The sequence below is a fragment of the Vibrio sp. TRT 17S01 genome, from assembly GCF_050113695.1.
GTDB lineage: Bacteria > Pseudomonadota > Gammaproteobacteria > Enterobacterales > Vibrionaceae > Vibrio.
On sequence record NZ_JBNJOG010000001.1, the window covers coordinates 226,424 to 247,522 of the forward strand.

18 protein-coding genes are annotated in these 21,099 nt (G+C 44.6%); 8 read left to right on the forward strand and 10 right to left on the reverse strand.

Going from position 1 to position 21,099, the window contains the following annotated elements; all coding sequences use genetic code 11:
* Positions 1-27 precede the first annotated feature (27 nt).
* Positions 28-522 carry a peptidylprolyl isomerase gene (locus ACQEXS_RS00985; protein ID WP_367988634.1) on the reverse strand — a complete coding sequence of 165 codons (495 nt, stop codon included), beginning with the start codon at positions 520-522 and terminating at the stop codon, positions 28-30.
* Positions 523-723: 201 nt separating this feature from the next.
* Here ACQEXS_RS00985 and cysS point away from each other — a divergent pair, with 201 nt between their 5' ends.
* A complete protein-coding gene (cysS, locus tag ACQEXS_RS00990; RefSeq protein ID WP_367988635.1) occupies positions 724-2,106 on the forward strand; it encodes a cysteine--tRNA ligase in 1,383 nt (460 codons plus the stop codon).
* 80 nt (positions 2,107-2,186) lie between these two features.
* Positions 2,187-2,765, forward strand: a complete 579-nt coding sequence (locus tag ACQEXS_RS00995) for a thymidine kinase (protein ID WP_427010900.1) — start codon at positions 2,187-2,189, stop codon at positions 2,763-2,765.
* A 94-nt stretch (positions 2,766-2,859) separates the two neighbouring features.
* Here the strand turns inward: ACQEXS_RS00995 and infA are convergent, their stop codons facing one another.
* The 3 genes from infA to aat form a co-directional block, all read right to left on the reverse strand.
* Positions 2,860-3,078 carry a translation initiation factor IF-1 gene (gene infA, locus ACQEXS_RS01000; RefSeq protein WP_001040192.1) on the reverse strand — a complete coding sequence of 73 codons (219 nt, stop codon included), beginning with the start codon at positions 3,076-3,078 and terminating at the stop codon, positions 2,860-2,862.
* An 81-nt stretch (positions 3,079-3,159) separates the two neighbouring features.
* A complete protein-coding gene (locus ACQEXS_RS01005; RefSeq protein WP_427012507.1) occupies positions 3,160-3,858 on the reverse strand; it encodes an arginyltransferase in 699 nt (232 codons plus the stop codon).
* On the reverse strand, positions 3,855-4,577 hold the full coding sequence (gene aat, locus ACQEXS_RS01010; protein WP_427012508.1) for a leucyl/phenylalanyl-tRNA--protein transferase: 723 nt from the start codon (positions 4,575-4,577) through the stop codon (positions 3,855-3,857). The genes ACQEXS_RS01005 and aat overlap by 4 nt, the downstream gene beginning before the upstream one ends.
* Before the next feature lie 23 nt (positions 4,578-4,600).
* On the opposite strand from aat, the gene ACQEXS_RS01015 reads away from it, so the two are divergent.
* On the forward strand, positions 4,601-5,056 hold the full coding sequence (locus ACQEXS_RS01015; RefSeq protein WP_427010897.1) for a glycine zipper 2TM domain-containing protein: 456 nt from the start codon (positions 4,601-4,603) through the stop codon (positions 5,054-5,056).
* A gap of 162 nt (positions 5,057-5,218) precedes the next feature.
* Positions 5,219-6,499, forward strand: coding sequence for a 3-phosphoshikimate 1-carboxyvinyltransferase (gene aroA / locus ACQEXS_RS01020; protein WP_427010896.1), 1,281 nt, complete (start codon positions 5,219-5,221; stop codon positions 6,497-6,499).
* Positions 6,500-6,589: 90 nt separating this feature from the next.
* Here aroA and ACQEXS_RS01025 read toward each other — a convergent pair whose 3' ends face one another.
* Positions 6,590-6,838: a YciN family protein gene (locus ACQEXS_RS01025; RefSeq protein WP_427012509.1), complete on the reverse strand. Its 249-nt coding sequence runs from the start codon at positions 6,836-6,838 to the stop codon at positions 6,590-6,592.
* Positions 6,839-7,158: 320 nt separating this feature from the next.
* Between ACQEXS_RS01025 and topA the strand changes: the two genes are divergently transcribed.
* Complete coding sequence (topA, locus tag ACQEXS_RS01030) at positions 7,159-9,786, forward strand: type I DNA topoisomerase (RefSeq protein WP_427012510.1); 2,628 nt, start codon at positions 7,159-7,161, stop codon at positions 9,784-9,786.
* A 67-nt stretch (positions 9,787-9,853) separates the two neighbouring features.
* On the opposite strand, the gene pyk is transcribed toward topA, so the two are convergent.
* Positions 9,854-11,296, reverse strand: a complete 1,443-nt coding sequence (pyk, locus tag ACQEXS_RS01035) for a pyruvate kinase (RefSeq protein WP_427012511.1) — start codon at positions 11,294-11,296, stop codon at positions 9,854-9,856.
* A gap of 267 nt (positions 11,297-11,563) precedes the next feature.
* Between pyk and mlc the strand changes: the two genes are divergently transcribed.
* The gene (mlc, locus tag ACQEXS_RS01040; RefSeq protein ID WP_367988644.1) at positions 11,564-12,781 is read left to right on the forward strand and encodes a sugar metabolism global transcriptional regulator Mlc; all 1,218 of its coding nucleotides are present in this window, start codon (positions 11,564-11,566) and stop codon (positions 12,779-12,781) included.
* Between the two features lie 132 nt (positions 12,782-12,913).
* Positions 12,914-13,861, forward strand: a complete 948-nt coding sequence (locus tag ACQEXS_RS01045) for a chemotaxis protein CheV (RefSeq protein WP_367988645.1) — start codon at positions 12,914-12,916, stop codon at positions 13,859-13,861.
* A gap of 51 nt (positions 13,862-13,912) precedes the next feature.
* Here the strand turns inward: ACQEXS_RS01045 and ACQEXS_RS01050 are convergent, their stop codons facing one another.
* The 4 genes from ACQEXS_RS01050 to ACQEXS_RS01065 all read right to left on the reverse strand — a co-directional run bounded on the left by ACQEXS_RS01050 (position 13,913) and on the right by ACQEXS_RS01065 (position 19,948).
* Positions 13,913-16,984, reverse strand: a complete 3,072-nt coding sequence (locus ACQEXS_RS01050) for an error-prone DNA polymerase (RefSeq protein ID WP_427012512.1) — start codon at positions 16,982-16,984, stop codon at positions 13,913-13,915.
* A 12-nt stretch (positions 16,985-16,996) separates the two neighbouring features.
* Positions 16,997-18,397, reverse strand: coding sequence for a Y-family DNA polymerase (locus ACQEXS_RS01055; RefSeq protein WP_427012513.1), 1,401 nt, complete (start codon positions 18,395-18,397; stop codon positions 16,997-16,999).
* Positions 18,398-18,399: 2 nt separating this feature from the next.
* On the reverse strand, positions 18,400-19,077 hold the full coding sequence (gene imuA / locus ACQEXS_RS01060) for a translesion DNA synthesis-associated protein ImuA (protein ID WP_427010891.1): 678 nt from the start codon (positions 19,075-19,077) through the stop codon (positions 18,400-18,402).
* A 127-nt stretch (positions 19,078-19,204) separates the two neighbouring features.
* Positions 19,205-19,948: a YciK family oxidoreductase gene (locus tag ACQEXS_RS01065; protein ID WP_427010890.1), complete on the reverse strand. Its 744-nt coding sequence runs from the start codon at positions 19,946-19,948 to the stop codon at positions 19,205-19,207.
* A gap of 89 nt (positions 19,949-20,037) precedes the next feature.
* Between ACQEXS_RS01065 and sohB the strand changes: the two genes are divergently transcribed.
* Entirely contained in the window at positions 20,038-21,099 is a 1,062-nt protein-coding gene (gene sohB, locus ACQEXS_RS01070) for a protease SohB (RefSeq protein WP_427010889.1), read from the forward strand.

The following is a 21,099-nucleotide window of genomic DNA, read 5'->3' on the forward strand; positions in this document are numbered from 1 at the left end:
GAGCGCCAAGGCTCTTCTCTGCATGACTTATTCTTCGATGGTTGTGCCAGTGATCACAACATCTTCTAGTGGAACATCTTGGTGCATGCCGTAAGAGCCAGTGCTGACACCTTTGATTTTGTTTACGATGTCCATGCCTTCAACAACTTCAGCAAATACACAGTAACCCCAACCGTCAAGGCTTTCGCTACGGAAATCTAGAAAAGTGTTGTTGTTCACGTTGATGAAGAATTGTGAGCTTGCAGAATGCGGTTCCATCGTACGAGCCATAGCAAGTGTGCCAACTTTGTTGCTAAGGCCGTTGTTTGCTTCGTTTTTGATTGGTGCACGAGTTGGTTTTTCACGTAAACCAGATTCCATGCCACCACCTTGAATCATGAAACCATCGATAACACGGTGGAAGAGTGTGTTGTCGTAGAAACCATCACGGCAGTACTGTAGGAAGTTTGCGCTTGTTTCTGGTGCTTTCTCTTCATTTAGCTGAATTTTGATGTCACCAAAATTAGTGTGAAGGGTGATCATGATTAGTACCTTTACATATGTTTTTGATTTGAGAGTCGGATTCTATCTTAACTTTTCTAACATTTATACGTGAAAAGTGAAGCGTGAGACTTGAGTATAGGCTTTGTTGCGGATTTTTTGTCCATGTCGGGGATTACCTAGCGGCACGCAAATTGATATACTGCACCACTATTTTGTTTCATCCGATAAAGCACAGAGATCATGTTGAAGATATATAACACACTCACAAGACAGAAAGAGGAATTCAAACCAATCAATGCCGGCAAAGTTGGCATGTATGTCTGTGGAGTAACCATCTACGATCTCTGTCACATTGGTCATGGTCGCACATTTGTGTCTTTTGATGTCGTCTCCCGTTACCTACGTTACCTAGGTTATGACCTAACGTTTGTCCGCAATATTACTGATATTGACGATAAGATCATCAAACGTGCGGCTGAGAATGGTGAGTCATGCGATTCATTAACAGAGCGTTTGATTGGTGAAATGCACGCAGATTTTGATGCATTGAATATGAAACGTCCTGATATAGAGCCACGTGCTACTCAGTTTATTACAGAAATCATTGAGTTAGTTGAGAAGCTAATTGAGCGTGGTTTCGCGTACGTTGCAGACAATGGCGACGTGATGTTTGAAGTCAGCAAATTTGATGAATACGGTAAGTTGTCTAAGCAAGATCTTGAACAACTTCAAGCTGGTGCGCGTGTTGACGTTGAAACCGCTAAACGCAGCCCATTGGATTTTGTGTTGTGGAAAATGTCTAAGCCAGGTGAACCTACGTGGGAATCGCCATGGGGGCCGGGCCGTCCAGGGTGGCACATTGAGTGTTCAGCGATGAACTCATCCATTCTGGGTAATCATTTTGATATCCACGGTGGTGGTTCCGATCTTCAGTTCCCACACCACGAGAATGAAATCGCACAATCGTGCTGTGCACATGGTACTCAGTATGTAAATACTTGGATGCACAGTGGCATGGTGATGGTAGACAAAGAGAAAATGTCGAAGTCACTAGGTAACTTCTTCACTATTCGTGACGTGTTAGAGCACTACGATTCAGAAACGGTGCGCTACTTCTTGATGTCGGGCCATTACCGTAGTCAGCTTAACTACAGTGAAGAGAACCTAAATCAAGCTCGTGCTTCATTGGAACGCCTGTACACTTCGCTACGTGGCCTAGATTTAGAAACTGCGGCAGCAGGTGGAGAAGAATACGTATCACGCTTTACTGAAGCGATGAACGATGATTTCAACACGCCTGAAGCATATTCTGTGCTATTTGACATGGCACGTGAAATCAACCGCATTAAAGCTGACGATTTGGCGGCCGCAAGTGCGTTAGGTGCTCAAATGCGCGAACTGGCTGAGGTTATTGGTATTTTGCATCAAGAGCCAGAAGCCTTCTTGAAGGGAGACGCAGGTAGTGATGATGAAGTGGCAGAAATTGAAGCGCTTATTAAACTACGTAATGATTCTCGTGCGGCTAAAGATTGGGCTAATGCAGACATGGCGCGTGATAAACTGACCGAAATGGGCATCGTGCTCGAAGATGGTCCAGAAGGCACAACGTGGCGTCGTAAGTAATACCATTTTTATTTTATGAAGGGCTGTTGATTCAGCCCTTTTCTTTAAATTCTTATCAATTTCGTTATAGGTAACAATCAGTGGCCCAGATGTACTTCTATTACTCCGCAATGAATGCGGGTAAATCCACCACTCTTTTACAGTCTTCTTTTAACTACCAAGAACGTGGCATGACGCCAGTTATTTTCACCGCAGCTTTAGATGACCGTTATGGTATTGGCAAAGTGAGTTCGCGTATTGGTCTTCAGTCAGATGCTCAGCTTTTTAGGCCAGACACTAACCTCCACCAAGAAATTGCAGCGTTAAATGAGGTAGAAAAGCGTCATTGTATATTGATTGATGAATGCCAGTTCTTGTCTAAAGAGCAGGTTTATCAGCTGACAGAAGTGGTTGATAAGCTTGGTATCCCTGTACTGTGTTACGGCTTACGTACTGACTTTTTAGGAGAGTTGTTTGAAGGAAGTAAGTACCTGCTTTCTTGGGCTGATAAGTTGGTAGAGCTTAAAACCATTTGCCATTGTGGACGCAAAGCGAACATGGTGATTCGTACTGATGAACATGGAAATGCGATTAAAGAAGGTGATCAAGTCGCTATTGGTGGTAACGATCGTTATGTATCAGTATGCCGACAGCACTACAAAGAAGCATTAGGTAAGTAAAAAGAGGGGCCGTAGTATCGGCGCCTTTACAGTGACTGATGGCAACAAAAAAACGGAGCATCATGCTCCGTTTTTTAGTATTCGCAATCAGAGATTAACGAGCACGGAAGACGATGCGGCCTTTAGATAGGTCGTATGGAGTCATTTCTACCGTTACTTTGTCGCCAGTCAGGATGCGGATGTAGTTTTTACGCATCTTACCTGAGATGTGAGCTGTAACTACGTGACCGTTTTCAAGTTCAACGCGAAACATGGTGTTTGGTAGAGTATCAAGGACAGTACCTTGCATCTCAATTACGTCTTCTTTAGCCATTTAATCCTCTTTTAAAAAATGGGCGTTTTTAAGCGGCGTATAATGCCCTTAAAAATGAATTATGTAAAGTTGGGGCGTATTCTACCCTTGCCAACGCTGATTTACTAGCCTTTGATGTCGGTTAAAACGGACTTTGTAATTCATCGCGGAGCACTCATCAATTTGGTAACCAAGATACAGCCATTGTTTGCCTTGTTGACGACAATATTCCAGCTGAAATAAGACGCCCAGAGTACCGATAGATAAGGCATAGTCAGGATCGAAAAATGTGTAGAAAGCGCTTGCGCTGTTAGAAAGAATATCGGTCACTGCAATGGCGATAAGCATGTCATTTTCATAGATGTGGAGGAACTGCGTATTCAACCATGAACACATAGCAAACTGCGCAAACTCTTTCTCTTTAGGTGGGTACATCGACCCATCACGATGGCGCGCTTCGATATAGCGCGAGTACAGCGCAAACCAATTCTCATCCATTGTCTCTTTCAATTGCCAGCTAAGGTGAGAAGCCTTGTTTAATAGCCGCTTTTGGCTCTTGGAAGGAAAAAATTCTGGCACTGCTACTCGCAAAGCATTGCATGCGTTGCAGTGGGTGCAGTGTGGTTTGTAAACGGTGTCTCCACTACGACGAAAACCATTGGCCAGCAGCACCTCATAACTTGAAGCGCAGTGCATTGCCGAATCTAACGCCACGGCTACCCGCTCTTGTTGCTCCTTTAGATAACTGCAAGGATGGCTATCAGTTAAACCAATTCGGATTTGCTGCAATTCCGGATTCATTGGCGTTCCTCTAATGGCGATTCCAACCACTGAGATGTGTAGCAATGTTCTTTTAATTTATTTTGTTTAAAGGATAGCAGGCTTTTCATAAACTCTTCGCGTTCCAGTTGATAAGCTCCTAGAGAGGCTAAATGATCGTTCATCACTTGGCAGTCAATAAGCTGACCACCATGTTGTTGAAAATGATGGCAAAAATACCATAAGGCGATCTTTGACGCGTTGGTTTCCAAACTAAACATCGACTCACCGCAAAAAAGCTGACCAACAGAGATACCATACAAGCCACCAATCAGAGTATTGTCGAGCCAGACTTCAACGGAGTGACAGTGCCCTGCGTTAGCTAAGGCGTTATAGCTGGTGCGCATTTCTTCATTTAGCCACGTTTCGCTTTCGGTGCGAGTCTTTGCACAAAGCTCAATTACTTGCTCAGTAGCATGATTGATACTGACGCGATATTTATGCTTTCGTTGAAACTTTTTGAGACTTTTTGCCGCTTTAAATGTCTTAGGATCAAAGACTGCACGTGGAGAGGGGCTCCACCACAGGATGGGTTCCCCTGGTCCGTACCAAGGGAAGATTCCTTGTTGATAGCCAGCTAGAATGCGCTCGGGTTTGAGATCGCCGCCAAAAGCTAAGAGACCATTGGGATCTGCCAATGCTTCAAAAGGTGACGGAAACCATAAATTATCGCAGTCTAGTTCGGTTAAATAAATCGCCATTTATTAAGAGAGTTTAGAGCATTATGAAAAAGTGGTTGTGGATCTTATTGATTTTTCCGCTGTTTGCCAACGCAAGCTATCAACGAAATCAAGCAAGACCGGTTAATGAGGTGGTTTTTGGTAAAATAGATTCGGTTCGCTACATTACTCAACAAGAAATCATTGAGTCCAAAGGGAATGGATGGACGACATTACTGGGGGCTGTAGTTGGTGGCGTAATTGGTCATCAGTTTGGTGATGGTACCGGCAAAGAGGTTGCGACAGCAGTTGGAGCTGTTGCTGGAGCGGGGATTGCAAGAAATCAAGTAAATAACCGCTACCGAGTTGAATATCAATTAGTAGAATTGTTGGTGAAAACTGAAAAAGGGAAACTAATCGACATTATTCAAGATGTCGATAGTTCCATGCTGTTCTCACGCGGGGACCGGGTGAGAGTTTTGTATTTTAATGATGGCGTGAGGGTTGATAAGGAGTACTAGAAATACGGAATTATACCGCTCTCACTGAAAGGGCGATAAAAATCGTGTTTTTATCCACGATTTACTCTGGTTTTAACAGAACTTTTTAGATAGGCTGCAAGTACGAAGAATTTTTCATCGCTTTAGTAGGATGTCAAAGCGAGTCAAGGAATAACAACTGTAATGGAAAGCCTTACGTTACAACCTATCAATAAAGTTAACGGTGAAGTTAATTTACCGGGTTCAAAAAGTGTTTCTAACCGAGCGTTGCTTCTAGCGGCGCTTGCAAAAGGGACAACTCGTCTTACTAATTTGCTCGATAGTGACGATATTCGTCATATGCTGAACGCACTCACTAAATTGGGTGTGAGCTACCGTTTGTCTGAAGATAAAACCGTATGTGAAGTTGAGGGATTAGGTCAGCCATTTTCGGTGTCACAAGCAACGGAGTTGTTTCTCGGGAATGCAGGAACAGCGATGCGCCCACTTGCGGCAGCCTTATGCTTAGGTGAAGGCGAATATGTCCTGACGGGTGAACCTCGCATGAAAGAGCGCCCAATTGGGCATTTGGTAACCGCGCTGCGCCAAGCTGGCGCTGAAGTTACATACCTTGAGAATGATGACTATCCACCATTAAAAATTACCGGTACTGGCTTGAAAGGGGGCGTCGTTTCTATTGACGGGTCGATTTCGAGCCAATTTTTGACCGCATTTCTAATGTCGGCACCTCTTGCTCAAGATGACGTGACGATTAAGATTGAAGGCGAACTGGTTTCCAAACCATACATTGATATCACATTGCATATCATGGCTCAGTTTGGCGTGGAAGTTGAAAACCGAAACTATCAAGAATTTGTTATTCGTGCAGGCCAATCATACGTAGCTCCAGGAGACTTCTTAGTTGAAGGCGATGCATCATCTGCCTCATACTTTTTAGCTGCGGCAGCTATAAAAGGTGGAGAAATTAAAGTCACTGGGATTGGCAAAAAAAGCATTCAAGGTGATATTCAATTTGCAGATGCGCTAGAAAAAATGGGGGCTGAAATTGAATGGGGAGACGATTACGTTATCTCTCGTGTGGGACAGCTAACGGCTGTTGATATGGATTTCAACCACATTCCCGATGCAGCGATGACCATTGCCACTGCAGCGCTATTTGCGAAGGGAACAACGGCAATTCGCAATGTATATAATTGGCGCGTCAAAGAAACGGATCGTTTAGCTGCGATGGCAACAGAGCTTCGTAAAGTGGGAGCCGAAGTGGAAGAAGGTGAAGACTATATCGTCATCACTCCACCGCAGCAGTTAAAACACGCGGCAATTGATACTTATGATGACCATCGCATGGCTATGTGTTTTTCCCTTGTGGCGTTGAGTGACACGCCTGTCACGATTAATGACCCTAAATGTACCTCAAAGACCTTTCCGGACTACTTTGAGAAGTTAGCGTCTCTCAGTCGTTAAATTTTGTTGAAAGCCAGAGTTTGACTCTGGCTTTTTTATTATTGGGACTTTTTGCTTTCTTATTGCAAGAAAGCATCATTCGTTAGCGGTTTATTTTTCTAACGTAAATTCTTTTGAAAGATGATGAGCTAGGTATTTGAACATGTTAAATACTGCCGTGGTATTCATTGTTGGCAGCCCGTTGTCATCAAGGAAGTAGTTTCCTTTGAATACTAAAACGCCTTCTTTTTCTTCGACAGAATCTGCACGCATGCCCTCAATATAATCATCATGTTCTTGGATGATTTGGTTTGCGATCAGTAGTAAATCAAATTCTGAGATGGCTTTTTTATCACTCATTTGGGTACTCCAGTATGGTTTTCTGCTGCGATTGTAGAGTGCTGGGAGCAAAGATCAATTACCATATGATGGACTCATTCAAAGGTTTTGTGATCGAAGACTGAAAATCATCGCTTCGATTAGGGTGATTTGGTCTGCCCGTATAGTATGGCGCCTCTTTTGATAATTCACTCATCGTTGAATTGTCGAGCAATCAAAGGATATTTTCAAAAAAGATATTGATCTTCTGGGAATCTCGCTCAATAGTAAAAAAAGAAGCAATATTTTAAGTATGCCGTTCTATAAATAATCGGCAATGATTGAGGGCATTTGAGTCAGTTATGGGTAAGTCACTCGTTATTGTGGAGTCTCCTGCGAAGGCGAAGACCATCAATAAGTATCTCGGTAAAGACTTTATCGTTAAGTCCAGTGTGGGTCACGTGCGTGATCTTCCTACAGCAGGGCAAAGTTCTGGCCAAAAGGCTGCAGCTGTGTCGACTAAAGGCTTAAGCGTAGAAGAAAAAGCACGTATTAAGAAAGAGAAAGATCGCAAAGCTCTGATCAAAAAGATGGGTATTGACCCATACGATGGTTGGGAAGCGAACTATCAAATTCTGCCCGGTAAAGAAAAAGTGGTTGCCGAGCTTCAAAAACTCGCGAAAGACGCAGACAGCGTTTATCTCGCAACCGATTTAGACCGCGAGGGAGAGGCTATCGCTTGGCACCTTCGTGAGATCATCGGTGGCGATGAAGAGCGATACAAACGAGTGGTGTTTAACGAGATCACCAAAAACGCTATTCAACAGGCATTTGAAAAGCCTGGTGAGTTAAGCATGGATGGTGTGAATGCTCAGCAAGCTCGACGTTTCATGGACCGCGTAGTGGGCTTTATGGTGTCGCCGTTACTTTGGAAAAAAGTAGCGCGTGGTTTGTCTGCTGGTCGTGTACAGTCAGTAGCCGTGAAGTTGCTGGTTGAGCGTGAGCGTGCCATCAAAGCGTTTGTTCCTGAAGAATTCTGGGACATTCATGCTGACACCAAGACTCAAGATAAATCTGATTTCCGTTTGCTGGTTGCCCAAAGAGATGGGACAGCTTTCAAACCAGTAAATGAAGCTGAGGCAAAGGCGGCGATGTCTGTTTTGGAAAAAGCAGATTACGAAGTTTGCAAGCGTGAAGATCGTCCGACATCGAGCAAACCGTCAGCACCATTCATTACATCGACACTGCAACAAGCAGCAAGTACGCGCCTTGGTTACGGTGTTAAGAAAACAATGATGCTTGCTCAGCGTCTGTATGAAGCGGGTTACATCACTTACATGCGTACCGACTCAACCAACTTGAGTGCAGAAGCGGTGGAAGCGGCTCGTAGCTTTATCGGTTCTGAGTATGGTGACGCTTACCTTCCTGAAAAAGCGAATGTTTACGGTAGTAAACAGGGCGCACAGGAAGCGCACGAAGCAATTCGACCTTCAGATGTCGCAGTAAAAGCCGATGATCTTCAAGGTATGGAAGCGGACGCTCACAAGCTGTATGCATTAATTTGGAATCAATTTGTGGCTTGTCAGATGACACCGGCAAAATATGATTCAACAACCGTGAGTGTAAAAGCCGCTGAATACACGCTGAAAGCAAAAGGCCGTATCCTGAAATTTGATGGTTGGACTCGTGTTCAACGTCCTTTAGGCAAAAATGAAGACCAAATTCTTCCCGCTGTTCAGGTTGGCGACCGAGTGAACTTGGTAACACTTGATCCTAAGCAACATTTCACTAAGCCGCCAGCGCGCTTTACAGAAGCCGCCTTGGTTAAAGAGCTAGAGAAGCGTGGAATTGGTCGTCCTTCTACTTACGCATCTATCATTTCAACGATCCAAGATCGTGGCTACGTCAAAGTAGAACAACGTCGCTTTTACGCAGAAAAAATGGGTGAAATTGTTACCGACCGTTTAGATGATAGCTTTAACGAGTTGATGAACTATGAGTTCACATCTCGTATGGAAGAAAAACTTGACCAAATTGCAGAAGGTGAAGCGAACTGGAAAGGGGTGTTAGATAACTTCTTCAGTGACTTTACTGGTGATTTAGAGAAAGCAGAGCAAGACGAAGAACATGGTGGCATGAAGCCCAACCATATTGTTCTGACAGACATCGAATGTCCGACCTGTTCACGTCAAATGGGGATTCGCACTGCTTCAACAGGTGTCTTCCTAGGCTGTTCAGGTTATGCATTGCCACCGAAAGAGCGTTGTAAAACAACGATTAATTTAGGTGACGAAGAAGGCATTATCAATGTTCTAGAAGAAGATGTTGAAACGGCGGCTCTACGCGCGAAGAAACGTTGCCCTATTTGCGAAACAGCAATGGATGCGTACTTGATTGATGACAAGCGCAAACTTCACGTCTGTGGTAATAACCCAAACTGTGATGGCTTTGTTGTCGAACACGGTGAATACAAGGTTAAAGGTTACGATGGCCCGGTTGTCGAGTGTGACAAATGTGGCAGTGACATGGTGCTTAAGAATGGTCGCTTTGGTAAGTATATGGACTGTACCAGCGACGATTGTAAAAACACTCGTAAGATCTTAAAAAATGGCGAAGTGGCTCCTCCGAAAGAAGATCCAGTTCACTTCCCTGAACTACCGTGTGAAAACTCAGACGCTTACTTTGTGTTACGTGATGGGGCATCCGGCCTGTTTATGGCAGCGCACAACTTCCCTAAATCTCGTGAAACACGTGCACCACTTGTTGAAGAGTTGGCTCGCTTTAAAGAGCGCTTATCTCCTAAGTTCCATTACTTAGCGGATGCACCAACTCATGACCCAGATGGTCGCCCGACTGTGGTTCGGTTTAGTCGTAAGTCTAAAGAAAACTATGTGCGTTCAGAGATTGACGGCAAGCCTTCTGGTTGGACTGCATTGTACATTGATGGCAAATGGGACATCACTGACAAGCGTAAGAAACCAAAGAAGTAATTTCGATTTAAGCATAAGTAAAAAGCCAGTCAGATGACTGGCTTTTTCTTTTTCGAAAGCGGATAGGTTATGCCGAGAGAATACGCATGCAGTTCGTGGAGCCGACAACGTCCATCACATCACCTTGTGTGATAATCACGAGATCTCCTTCATGTAAAAAACCAATCTGTTTGAGTCGGTCTACTGCTGCTTGTGCTGTAGAAAGGCCTACATCGCCTTTAGAGTCAAAGTAGACGGGGAATACTCCGCGATATAGTGCGCTACGGTTTAGAGTTCCCTCGTTGCGGGAGAGTGCGAAAATAGGCAAACCAGAACTTAGACGTGAGGTCATGAGTGCAGTTCTGCCTGACTCGGTCAAGGTTACGATCCCTTTGATGCCTCGCATGTGATTCGCTGCAAACATGGTTGACATAGCAATAGTTTCTTCGCCTGTCTCGAATACATGATCCATCCGATAGTTAGAACGGTTGATAGCCGCCATTTTTTCTGCGCCGAGACAGACACTTGCCATCGATTGGACTGTTTCTAGTGGGTACTTACCGGCAGCAGTCTCTCCAGATAACATGACTGCATCAGTTCCATCGAGTACCGCATTGGCAACATCCATGACTTCTGCTCGGGTTGGCATCGGGTTTTCCATCATCGATTCCATCATTTGCGTAGCAGTGATGACCGCTCGATTTAGGCTGCGTGCTCTTCGAATTAATTGTTTCTGCACGCCGACAAGTTCCGGATCGCCAATTTCTACTCCAAGATCACCACGTGCGACCATGACAACATCAGAGGCGAGAATAATATCGTCGATGTTTTCTTCGCTTTCTACCGTTTCAGCTCGTTCCACTTTGGCGACCAGTTTCGCTTCAAGGCCAGCATCTCTTGCAAGTCTTCGAGCGTACTTCATGTCTTCGCCATTGCGAGGAAATGAGACAGCGAGGTAGTCCACTTTAATTTCAGCGGCCAGAAGAATGTCTTTTTTATCCTTCTCTGTCAGAGCGTCGGCAGAAAGACCGCCGCCTTTTTTGTTGATGCCCTTATTATTCGACAAGGCGCCACCAATGATAACTTTTGTATGAACCTTGCAACCTTCGACTTGGACGACTTCCAACTGTACGCGTCCGTCATCAAGTAACAAAATATCGCCTTTGGAGACGTCATCAGGAAGTTCTTTGTAATCCAAGCCAACGGCTTGCTGGTGGCCTTCACCGGCAGGTAATTCACTGTCTAATGTGAATTTTTCACCTACATTGAGGTGGATTTTCCCATCTTTGAATGTGGAGACTCGAATTTTTGGTCCTTGTAAGTCTCCCAATATCGCAATATGCGTCCCTAATTTTGCCGCAATGTTACGTACTCTGGTGGCTCGAAGCTTATGATCCTCAGCACTGCCATGTGAAAAGTTCATCCTGACGACGTTAGCACCCGCAGTAATAATGGACTCTAATACGTCATCTTTATCTGTAGAAGGACCGAGAGTAGTGACAATTTTTGTTCTTCTTTGAATTGCAGTCATGCGCTTCTCCATAGGTAGGACACTGAAGTAAGTATACGCAAGGCCTCGATAATTGAGAGAAAAATAACCGGAATTTGATACCTGTATTGTAGATATTTATCAGAGCAAAAAAATGCTATCGATAATGAGATTAATCGTTCTCTATTTGACTGAGTACGCAAAGAATCATGTTTATGCGTGATGCTTGTCACGGCAATCTACCAAAGGTCTTCACAATTACTTCGCAAAGTAAAAAAATTACCATGTCATTGATATTCGGAGTGCTCTATGTACATGGCTCAACCTGGCCATATTGATCATATCAAGCAGGTCAATGCTGGCCGTGTATATAAACTCATTGATCAAAAAGGTCCAATTTCCCGTATCGACTTGTCGAAGGAAAGTGAACTTGCCCCCGCTAGTATTACTAAGATCACGCGTGAATTAATTGAAGCTCATCTTATCCATGAGACGACCGTTCAGGAAGCAACCAGTCGTGGTCGTCCTGCTGTTGGCCTACAAGTAAATAATGAAGGTTGGCAATTTCTTTCCATGCGCCTTGGGCGTGGTTACTTAACCATTGCACTCCATGAATTGGGTGGCGATGTACTGATCGACACCAAAATTGATATTCATGAAATTGATCAAGAAGATGTACTCCAACGTCTTCTGCATGAAATCGAAGAATTTTTCCAAACGTATTCTGATCAGCTTGATCGGGTAACAAGTATCGCCATTACATTGCCTGGTCTCGTCAATTCTGAGCAAGGTATTGTGCTCCAGATGCCTCACTATAATGTGGAAAACTTAGCTTTAGGGCCTGAAATCTTTAAAGCAACCGGTTTGCCTGTTTTTATTGCTAATGATACTCGAGCATGGGCACTGGCTGAAAAGTTGTTTGGTCACTCTCAAAACAACGAAAACTCTGTTTTGATCTCTATCCATCATGGGCTTGGCGCTGGGATTGTACTTGATGGGCGTGTGTTACAGGGGCGACATGGCAATATCGGTGAGTTAGGCCATATCCAAATCGACCCGAAGGGTAAAAAATGCCATTGCGGTAATTATGGCTGTCTTGAAACAGTGGCTAGCTCGCAAGCCATTCGTAATGAAGTGAGTGAACGAATTGCTGGTGGTGAAGCCTCTATCTTAGCTGATATTGAAGAAGTGTCTGTTGAAGACATTTGTGAAGCCGCCGCTAACGGTGATGCGCTTGCTGTGGATGTTATTGAAAAGCTAGGGCGCTACCTTGGCTCTGCTATTGCGATTGTAGTGAACTTGTTTAACCCAGAAAAAGTGTTGATTGGTGGTGTTATCAATCAAGCGAAAGATGTTTTATATCCTGAGATCAGAAAGTGCATCGAAGAGCAAAGTCTGCCTGTTTACTATCAGGATTTGGAGTTGGTCGAGTCCCGCTTCTATAAACAAGCAACAATGCCGGGGGCAGCGTTGATCAAACAAGCTTTATTTGATGGCTTATTGCTAATGAAAGTGATTGAAGGTTAACACTTTTATTTCTGCAACTAAGGTTTCTTTTTACAAACGACCCATATAACTTTAAGGTTATATGGGTTTATTTTTGTCTTAGTGACTCGCTATAGACTATTTTTGATATAAATAAGTTTTTCGGGAAGCCTTATGTCCGGAGTATTAAATACAGTAGACCAGCGTACCAATCTGGTGGGTGAGAATCGCCTAGAGCTATTACTGTTTAGCCTGAACAGTCGTCAGATCTTCGCCATTAATGTGTTTAAGGTGAGAGAGGTGATAAAAGTTCCCCCGCTTACTAAAATGCCAGGTTCTCATCATCATATTACGGGAGTAGCATCACTTCGTGGCGTTTCAGTTCCTGTCATTGATCTACGTAGTGCCATTGGTTTTCCAGCTTCACGCTTAGAAGAAACGGAAGAAAACCTGATCATCACAGAATATAACCGAACGGTTCAAGGCTTTTTGGTTGGGCAGGTCCGTAATATCGTCAATACCGCATGGACTGAAATTCAGCCGCCACCAAAGACAGCTGGTCGTGCAAACTATCTCACGGCGATCACTCAACTTAAAGAAGGTGACGAGAAGAAAATCGTTGAAATTATTGACGTTGAGAAAGTGCTTGCCCAGATCATCGACTACGATGTGTCGATTTCTGAAGGTGTGCTTGACCATGATTTAGTCTCTCAGATGGCTGGACGCAATGTACTCATTGTGGATGATTCATCGACTGCGAGAGCGCAAGTTAAAGGGACGCTATCTCAGCTCGGCCTTAACATTATCGAATGCCGAGATGGGTTAGAAGCATTGAATTTACTTAAAACTTGGTGTGATGAGGGCAAGAAAGTCACAGAAGAACTGCTGTTAATGATCACCGATGCAGAGATGCCAGAGATGGATGGTTATAAATTAACCTATGAAATCCGTAATGATCCGCGAATGAAAGACATGCACATTACGCTCAATACTTCTCTTAGCGGAAGTTTTAACGATGCGATGGTGAAGAAGGTGGGATGTGACCGATTTATTTCTAAATTTCAGCCTGATTTGTTGGTGCAAGTGGCGCAAGATCGCTTGCGTGAGGTGTTAAATCGTTAAAACAAATCAATAATAACGAAAGGGAGCAATGCTCCCTTTTTCTTTTCTCCGCTAGTGGAAATCTCGTGATTTTGTCTTCAATCCCGTTAAATGATCCGTCACATCCATCAACTTGCCAGCGATAACATGGGTTACTTCGCCCTCTCGCTCCAAAATTCCTTTTACGACTAAAATTTTTGCGGTGAGATACGCTTGTTTTTGTGCTCGGGCTGTCGCGCCCCAAACGACGACATTAATGTTGCCACTGTCATCTTCTAAGGTGAAAAAAGTGACGCCTGCTGCTGTGCCGGGTGATTGTTTACCAGTGACAACCCCCGCGACAGTGACCAAAGATTTATGTGGTTTTGCCAATAGCTCTTTCATTCGGGTAAATTTGGGCAGTCGCCTTGCTTGTTCAAGTAAAGTAATAGGGTGGGCGTTGAGTGATAGCCCTGTTGCTGCGTAATCTTCGACCAATGTCTGTACCGGACTGGGTTGATACAAGTGTGTGGTGCTCTCTTCTTCAACGCCTTGGAAAAGAGGAAGATCAGACACAGAATCCATCATCGCCCACCGTGTTTGGTAACGGTTATTAGCAAAAGCCTGCATGGCATTGGCTGAAGCCAATAACTCAATATCGCGCTGGCTTAAACCAATGTGTTTAAGCTGAGAAGGGTGTTGGTAACCTTGTGAAGGCTTGGCTTTCCAGAGTTGATGAAAACTGTGCTCACTGAATCCTTTAATTTGTCTCAGGCCAAGCCGAATGGCTAGTTGGTCACCCATTCTTACTACTTGATGGTGGAAACCTGATTGGTTCACACAACAAGGCAAAATGTTAAGACCGTGTCGCTTGGCATCCTGAACCAACTGAGAAGCGCTGTAAAATCCCATGGGCAAACTATTAAGGAGAGAAGTATAAAACGCTTCTGGGTAATAATATTTTAGCCACGCCGAGCAATAAGCCAGCACCGCGAATGAGGCCGAGTGGCTTTCTGGAAAACCGTACTCTCCGAAACCGCAGATTTGGTCAAAAATACGTTCTGCAAATTGCTGTTCATAACCGCGTTCTTTCATGCCATCAATCAGCTTGTTTTTAAATTTAAAAACACTGCCGCTTTTCTTCCATGCTGCCATGGCTCGGCGAAGTTGGTCGGCTTCACCGCCACTAAAACCAGCAGCTACCATGGCTAATTTGATTACTTGTTCTTGAAAAATAGGCACTCCCATCGTTCGCGACAGTACGTCTCGCACGTCTTCAGATGGGTAGGTCACAGGCTCTTCGCCATTACGTCTTTTGAGAAAAGGATGAACCATATCGCCTTGAATTGGCCCCGGACGGACGATGGCAATTTGGATGACTAAATCATAATAGCTGTTTGGCTTTAGCCTTGGCAGCATGCTCATTTGAGCACGTGACTCAATTTGAAACACACCAATGGTGTCTGCTTTTTGGATCATTGCATACACATTTGGGTCATCTTGCTGGGCGGTGATCGCTGCAATGGAAAGTTCTCTGTGGTGATATTGCTTGATAAGGCCAAAGCATTTACGTATAGCGGTGAGCATACCCAGAGCCAACACGTCTACTTTTAGTAGGCCAAGGCTTTCCAAGTCATCTTTATCCCATTGAATGACGGTACGATCTTGCATCGATGCATTCTCAACAGGCACCAGTTCGTATAGCGGGCCTGATGAAATCACAAAGCCCCCAACGTGTTGTGAAAGGTGGCGTGGGAACCCCATAATTTCATTCACTAATTGGATAAATTGTTCACCTTTTAGTGAATCTGGCTGTAAGCCAAGTTCAACAATTTGTGCTTGCCAACCTTGGGATCGATCGCGTCGATTAACATTTTTTATAAAGTAGTCCAGCTGTGTTTCTTCGATTCCCAGCGCTTTCCCTACATCACGAATCGCACTTTTAAAACGGTAAGAAATCACAGTCGCTGCGAGTGCGGCACGCTCACGGCCATATTTCTGATAAATGTATTGAATGACTTCTTCACGTCGCTCGTGTTCGAAGTCGACATCGATATCGGGTGGCTCATCTCGCTCTTTACTGATAAAGCGCTCGAACAGTACAGAAATCTGCCTTGGGTCGACTGAAGTTATCTCGAGGCAATAGCATACGACAGAATTAGCTGCAGACCCCCGGCCTTGATACAAAATGCCATTACGCTTAGCGAACATCACAATGTCGTGAATGGTGAGAAAATAAAATGGATAGTTGAGCTCTTCTATCAGAGCCAATTCTTTATCAATAGTGTGCTGGATCGATTCTGGTACACCTTTGGGAAAACGTTGCCTTTTCCCTTGATTAACCAGATTGATTAGGTGGCTGATTGGCGTTTCCCCATCAGGGATCAGTTCACTAGGGTATTCATAACGTAGTGAGCCTAGGTCAAACTCACAACGGGTGGCAATACGTACGCTCTCTTCTAACCATTGTGGTTTGAACAGGCGGTGGAGTTTTTCTTTACTGCGTAGTGCATGCTCTGCATTAGAGATTAAATGAGCACCCACTTTCTCGACGCTACTGCCTTGCTGAATAGCGGTTAAGACATGTTGTAAGGGTAACCGATTGGCCGTATGCATTAATACACCACCACAAGCCGTAATAGGAAGGTGCAATTCGCTGGCCAACGTTTGGCAATGATGAAGGTAGGTTTGGTCGCTATCTTTGAGGTGACGCTGCACACCAAGCCACAACCGAGAGTGATGATGTTGACCGAGCCATTGGCCCCACTTGAGGTCGTCTTCTTTATGACTGGGAAGCCAGATTATGAAGCAGTGCCTGATGGACATGAGATCCCATTCAGATAGCTGGTATTGCCCTTTCTCAGAGCGCCGTCTTGCATTAGTGATGATCCGACACAGCTCTGCATAAGCTTGTCTGTTAGGGCAGAGGAGAACCACTTGGCATTCTTGATTGAGCCAAAACATGCTGCCGACAATCAGCTTAATCCCTAATTGATGTTGTTTAATGGCGCTGTAAGCACGGACAACCCCTGCGACAGAGCATTCATCGGTGATCGCCAGTGAGTGATAACGCAGAAAATCCGCTTGTAAGATCAGCTCCTCTGCATGGGAAGCACCAGTAAGAAATGAGAAATTAGTTTGGCAAAACAGCTCGGCATAATTCACTACTTAGGCTCCTTAACTGAATTGACCATGAAGAAACCAATGTTTGTCTTGATCGCGGAATACCCATAGCCACCGGCCTTGCTGGCTTCGAGCAACAAAGTAATCACGAATAACACTATCGCCATCCCACCAACCGGTCACTAGTCGCTCTGGTCCTTGTATTAAGGTGACTTTTTCTGTTAACGACTCTGGTTCTGGCAACATAAGGCTCGGTCGTAACCGCGTTACACGGCGTATTTGAGGCGGGGTATGAGTTGGAGCACACAATACAGTGGCTTTTTCTGGCCTAGGATCATCGGTTCGTGCAATTTTTCGTACTTGCTCCTTACCTAATTTGGCTTGCAACAATGCAATGAGTTCTAGCTCACTTTGTTGCCCTTGATGACCACAAAATAAATCTTGTGCGTTGGCCTCAAGTTCGCCGCTACGCTCAATTTTGAGCGTTAACCCTTGAACAGGCGCTTCGAGTTGCACGGATTCAAGTGTGAGTTGGCATAAGGTCATCCAACGACTTGCTTGATAATCACCACACGCGGAGGTGAAGGTTATCTGGTTTGATTGACCATCTCTTTGATGTAACTGCAAAGAGAGCTCATAAGCGACTTGATTACGCAGGTTTAGAAAATGTTCCAGCTTATTCAATAAAATAGTAAGTGGCTTCTCTAGCCACTGAATATTCTCGATATCGAACAGCAGCGCTAGATGACTTTGAAAATGTTCAGGAGGATGATAGTACGTCACCGGGTGTTTAAATTGGCCCATTAAGCGACCAAGGTAATTGACAAGATCAATGTCAAAACGTCGCGCGACTTCCTGTAACGGTAGCGCCAGTAAATCAGCAAGTGTTTGGATGCCTACTCGGGATAGTTTCTCTACTTGTTTTATCGTTAACTCAGTGGCAGCCAGTGGGAACGGCTGTATGCGTTCAAGTAGCTGCTGCTTATCTTCAGAGAGGAAATCTTGCTGTCCTTTCGCGAGCAAAATTGCAGAATAGGGGGAAAAACCGCATGCAAAATGATAGCGTATCTGCAAGGTATTCAGGTGCTGAGAGAGGGTACCCCAATATTTCATTAGGCCACCATAAAGAGACAGCATATCCGTCACTTTTAACAAGATCCCCTGTGGTGGCATGAGTACGATGTCAGAGGTCACCAAATAGAGCCATTGAGCTATGTCCGTTAAGGTTTGTGCTTCCACTTTTTCATCATAAGGATGGACTTGCAGGGAATGGCACATTGCCGCAGCGCTGCCGAGGCCCATGCCTATTTTTATGCCTTGATCCAGTGCGTTTGGGTTTGCTTGAACCACGTGATGCGCTCGCCCATCCACAATGACTAAAGGGGATTGAGTTTGGTCAGAAAATAAGGCGTCCAACTGTAACGCCGGAAAATATAAATATAACCAGAGTTGCATGTTTAGCCTTGTTTTTGCATGGGAAAAGGAATAACGACGGGCGTTTTGCGCTGCAATGACAGCGAAGGCCAGCGCTCACTCATATCTAAAATAAAGCTGCTGTGTGGCCAACCACCACGCCGCTTGGTGATACTGATCTCGAGTCCCTGTTCATGGGGTTGTAATCGAAGGCTTAAACTTACGGGAAGTGAAAACACATGCTTGCGCTGAGCTTTGAATAGAAACTGTAAGCAGCGCCCAGTCTCACTGGCAACCTGAAGTCTGCGCGCCTGATGCACCTCAAGCTCTGAATGCCACAGCAATACATTGTCACAGGCTCCGCTTTTTAGGCACTGTTCTGCTGCCCATAACGCTTCACGTTCAGTTTTGGGGTTGATAAAGAGAATGTGGTTACGATCGAGCCCTTCGCTTTCGAGTTGTTCAGCGCAAAGATAACCAGGCGGCTGAATAAATACACTCAATCGTTGTTGTTGATTTTGGCGAAGGTGTGGCATGAGCAAGCGTAGTTCGCCAATGCCTGAAGGGGAGTCCACCTCAACAACACCTTGTTTAGGAAAACCACCTTGTAATTTTTCATCCAACAGACGAAAGCCAGTGGAGAAGAATTCTTGCGTGGTTTGATGGTATGACCCTTGCCAAACCCACTGTTTATTTTTCAGATGCTCAATCAATTCATACATAACAAAATACCTGTATATTTATACAGTATAATTCATTATAAAGAAGCGGCAAGAGGAAAAGAGAGGAATAAATACAAAAACGCCTCGCAAAAAAGCAAAGCGTTGAATAAACGGAAAATCTTTTTAGTTATTTCTTTGGCTGAGCATCAATGCACTGGCCATGTACGTCACGGCCTTCTGGCGCCATCAAATAAAGGTAAAGTGGCATGATATCCAGTGGTGTTTTTAACAACTCAGCATCTTCTGCTGGGTAGGCTTTAGCACGCATTCCCGTACGGGTGCCACCTGGATTAATTGCATTAACACGTACGCTGGAGTCGCTCAGTTCATCTGCCAGAACTTGCATCATGCCTTCGGTTGCAAATTTAGACATAGCGTACGTGCCCCAAAAAGCACGGCCGTCATGACCAACCGTTGAAGAGGTGAACACAAGGCGAGCGTCGTCTGATTTTTTCAATAAAGGCAACACCGCTTGAGTCATCATAAACTGAGCTTTAACGTTGACCTGCATGACATCGTCATAAGTGTCTTCGCCAATTTGATCAAATGGGCTGATCACACCAAGTAAGCTGGCATTGTGTAACACGCCATCTAAGCGGCCAAACTGTCCTTCGATGGTATCGACCATATCGAGGTAATTCTGTTTGGTTGCTCCTTTCATATCCAGTGGGATGATTGCTGCTTGTGGGTAACCAGCCGCTTCAATTTCATCGTAGGTTTGTTCCAGCTTTTTCACTGTGCGGCCAAGAAGAATAACGGTTGCCCCATGTTGTGCATATGACAATGCTGCCTGTTTGCCGATGCCGTCACCTGCACCAGTGACTAAGATTACTTTGTCCTTTAGGGCTTGTTCAGAAACTGAATACTCCACAGTTTGTGTCCTTATCGTTATGTTCTACTTTAAGTATTTATGGCAAGGTGGTTACAATACACCAATTCGTTCATTTGGGGATAAAGACGTTGGAATTTTTATTGGACTATGGCCTGTTTTTGGCCAAGATTGTGACCGTCGTGGTCGCGCTTGTAGCGATTTTGGTGATTGCCAAAGCGGTTAGCGGAAAAAGCGGTGGTGCGAAAGGTGAATTGGAAATCACCAACCTGACGGAAGCGCATAAACAGACAGTAGAGCAATTAGAACATCACCTTCATGATGAAGCCTTTATTAAAGCGCGAGATAAAGCAGAAAAGAAAAGCGAGAAAGAAAAAAATAAGGCTCGCGAAAAAGAGATCAAGCAAGCTTCAAAAGAAGGTGCCTTGGACAGTAAGCGTGAACCACACCTGTTTGTTCTCGATTTCAATGGCAGTATTGATGCAAAAGAAGTTGCCGCGCTGCGTGAAGAAGTGACGGCGATTTTAGCTGTGGCACGAGAAGGGGATGAAGTATTGCTTCGCCTTGAGTCTGGTGGTGGCATGGTCCATGGCTATGGTTTGGCTTCTTCTCAGCTTGACCGCATTAAAGCGGCTGGCCTGCCTTTGACGATTGCCGTTGATAAAGTTGCTGCGAGTGGCGGTTATATGATGGCGTGTATCGCCGATAAAATTGTGTCTGCACCGTTTGCTATTGTTGGCTCAATTGGTGTGATTGCTCAGTTGCCAAACTTTAACAAGTTACTGAAAAAACATGATATTGAGTTTGAACAACTGACGGCTGGCGAATACAAACGTACTTTAACTATGTTTGGTGAGAACACAGACAAAGCTCGTGAGAAGTTCAAACAAGAACTGGAAGAGACGCATGGTTTATTTAAAGACTTTATTCGTGAGCGTCGTCCTGAGTTGGAACTAGATAAAGTTGCAACGGGTGAGCATTGGTTTGGTACCCAAGCACATGAACTTGGTCTTGTGGATGAAATCAAAACATCGGACGACATCGTTGTAGAAGCGTGTAAAGACAAAACCGTATTGGCGATTCATTACGTTGCGAAGAAGAAATTGGCTGACAAGCTAGCCGGTGTTGCTGGTGAGGCCGCTGATAACGTACTGATGAAACTAATCAGCCGTGGTCAACGACCTATCGTTTAA

Excerpts from the sequence above, each read along its gene's own strand:
- ACQEXS_RS00985 (WP_367988634.1), bottom strand. The coding sequence starts at position 522 with ATGATCACCCTTCACACTAATTTTGGTGACATCAAAATTCAGCTAAAT.
- cysS (WP_367988635.1), top strand. The coding sequence starts at position 724 with ATGTTGAAGATATATAACACACTCACAAGACAGAAAGAGGAATTCAAA.
- infA (WP_001040192.1), bottom strand. The coding sequence starts at position 3,078 with ATGGCTAAAGAAGACGTAATTGAGATGCAAGGTACTGTCCTTGATACT.
- ACQEXS_RS01005 (WP_427012507.1), bottom strand. The coding sequence starts at position 3,858 with ATGAATCCGGAATTGCAGCAAATCCGAATTGGTTTAACTGATAGCCAT.
- aat (WP_427012508.1), bottom strand. The coding sequence starts at position 4,577 with ATGGCGATTTATTTAACCGAACTAGACTGCGATAATTTATGGTTTCCG.
- ACQEXS_RS01015 (WP_427010897.1), top strand. The coding sequence starts at position 4,601 with ATGAAAAAGTGGTTGTGGATCTTATTGATTTTTCCGCTGTTTGCCAAC.
- aroA (WP_427010896.1), top strand. The coding sequence starts at position 5,219 with ATGGAAAGCCTTACGTTACAACCTATCAATAAAGTTAACGGTGAAGTT.
- ACQEXS_RS01025 (WP_427012509.1), bottom strand. The coding sequence starts at position 6,838 with ATGAGTGATAAAAAAGCCATCTCAGAATTTGATTTACTACTGATCGCA.
- topA (WP_427012510.1), top strand. The coding sequence starts at position 7,159 with ATGGGTAAGTCACTCGTTATTGTGGAGTCTCCTGCGAAGGCGAAGACC.
- pyk (WP_427012511.1), bottom strand. The coding sequence starts at position 11,296 with ATGACTGCAATTCAAAGAAGAACAAAAATTGTCACTACTCTCGGTCCT.
- mlc (WP_367988644.1), top strand. The coding sequence starts at position 11,564 with ATGTACATGGCTCAACCTGGCCATATTGATCATATCAAGCAGGTCAAT.
- ACQEXS_RS01045 (WP_367988645.1), top strand. The coding sequence starts at position 12,914 with ATGTCCGGAGTATTAAATACAGTAGACCAGCGTACCAATCTGGTGGGT.
- ACQEXS_RS01055 (WP_427012513.1), bottom strand. The coding sequence starts at position 18,397 with ATGCAACTCTGGTTATATTTATATTTTCCGGCGTTACAGTTGGACGCC.
- imuA (WP_427010891.1), bottom strand. The coding sequence starts at position 19,077 with ATGTATGAATTGATTGAGCATCTGAAAAATAAACAGTGGGTTTGGCAA.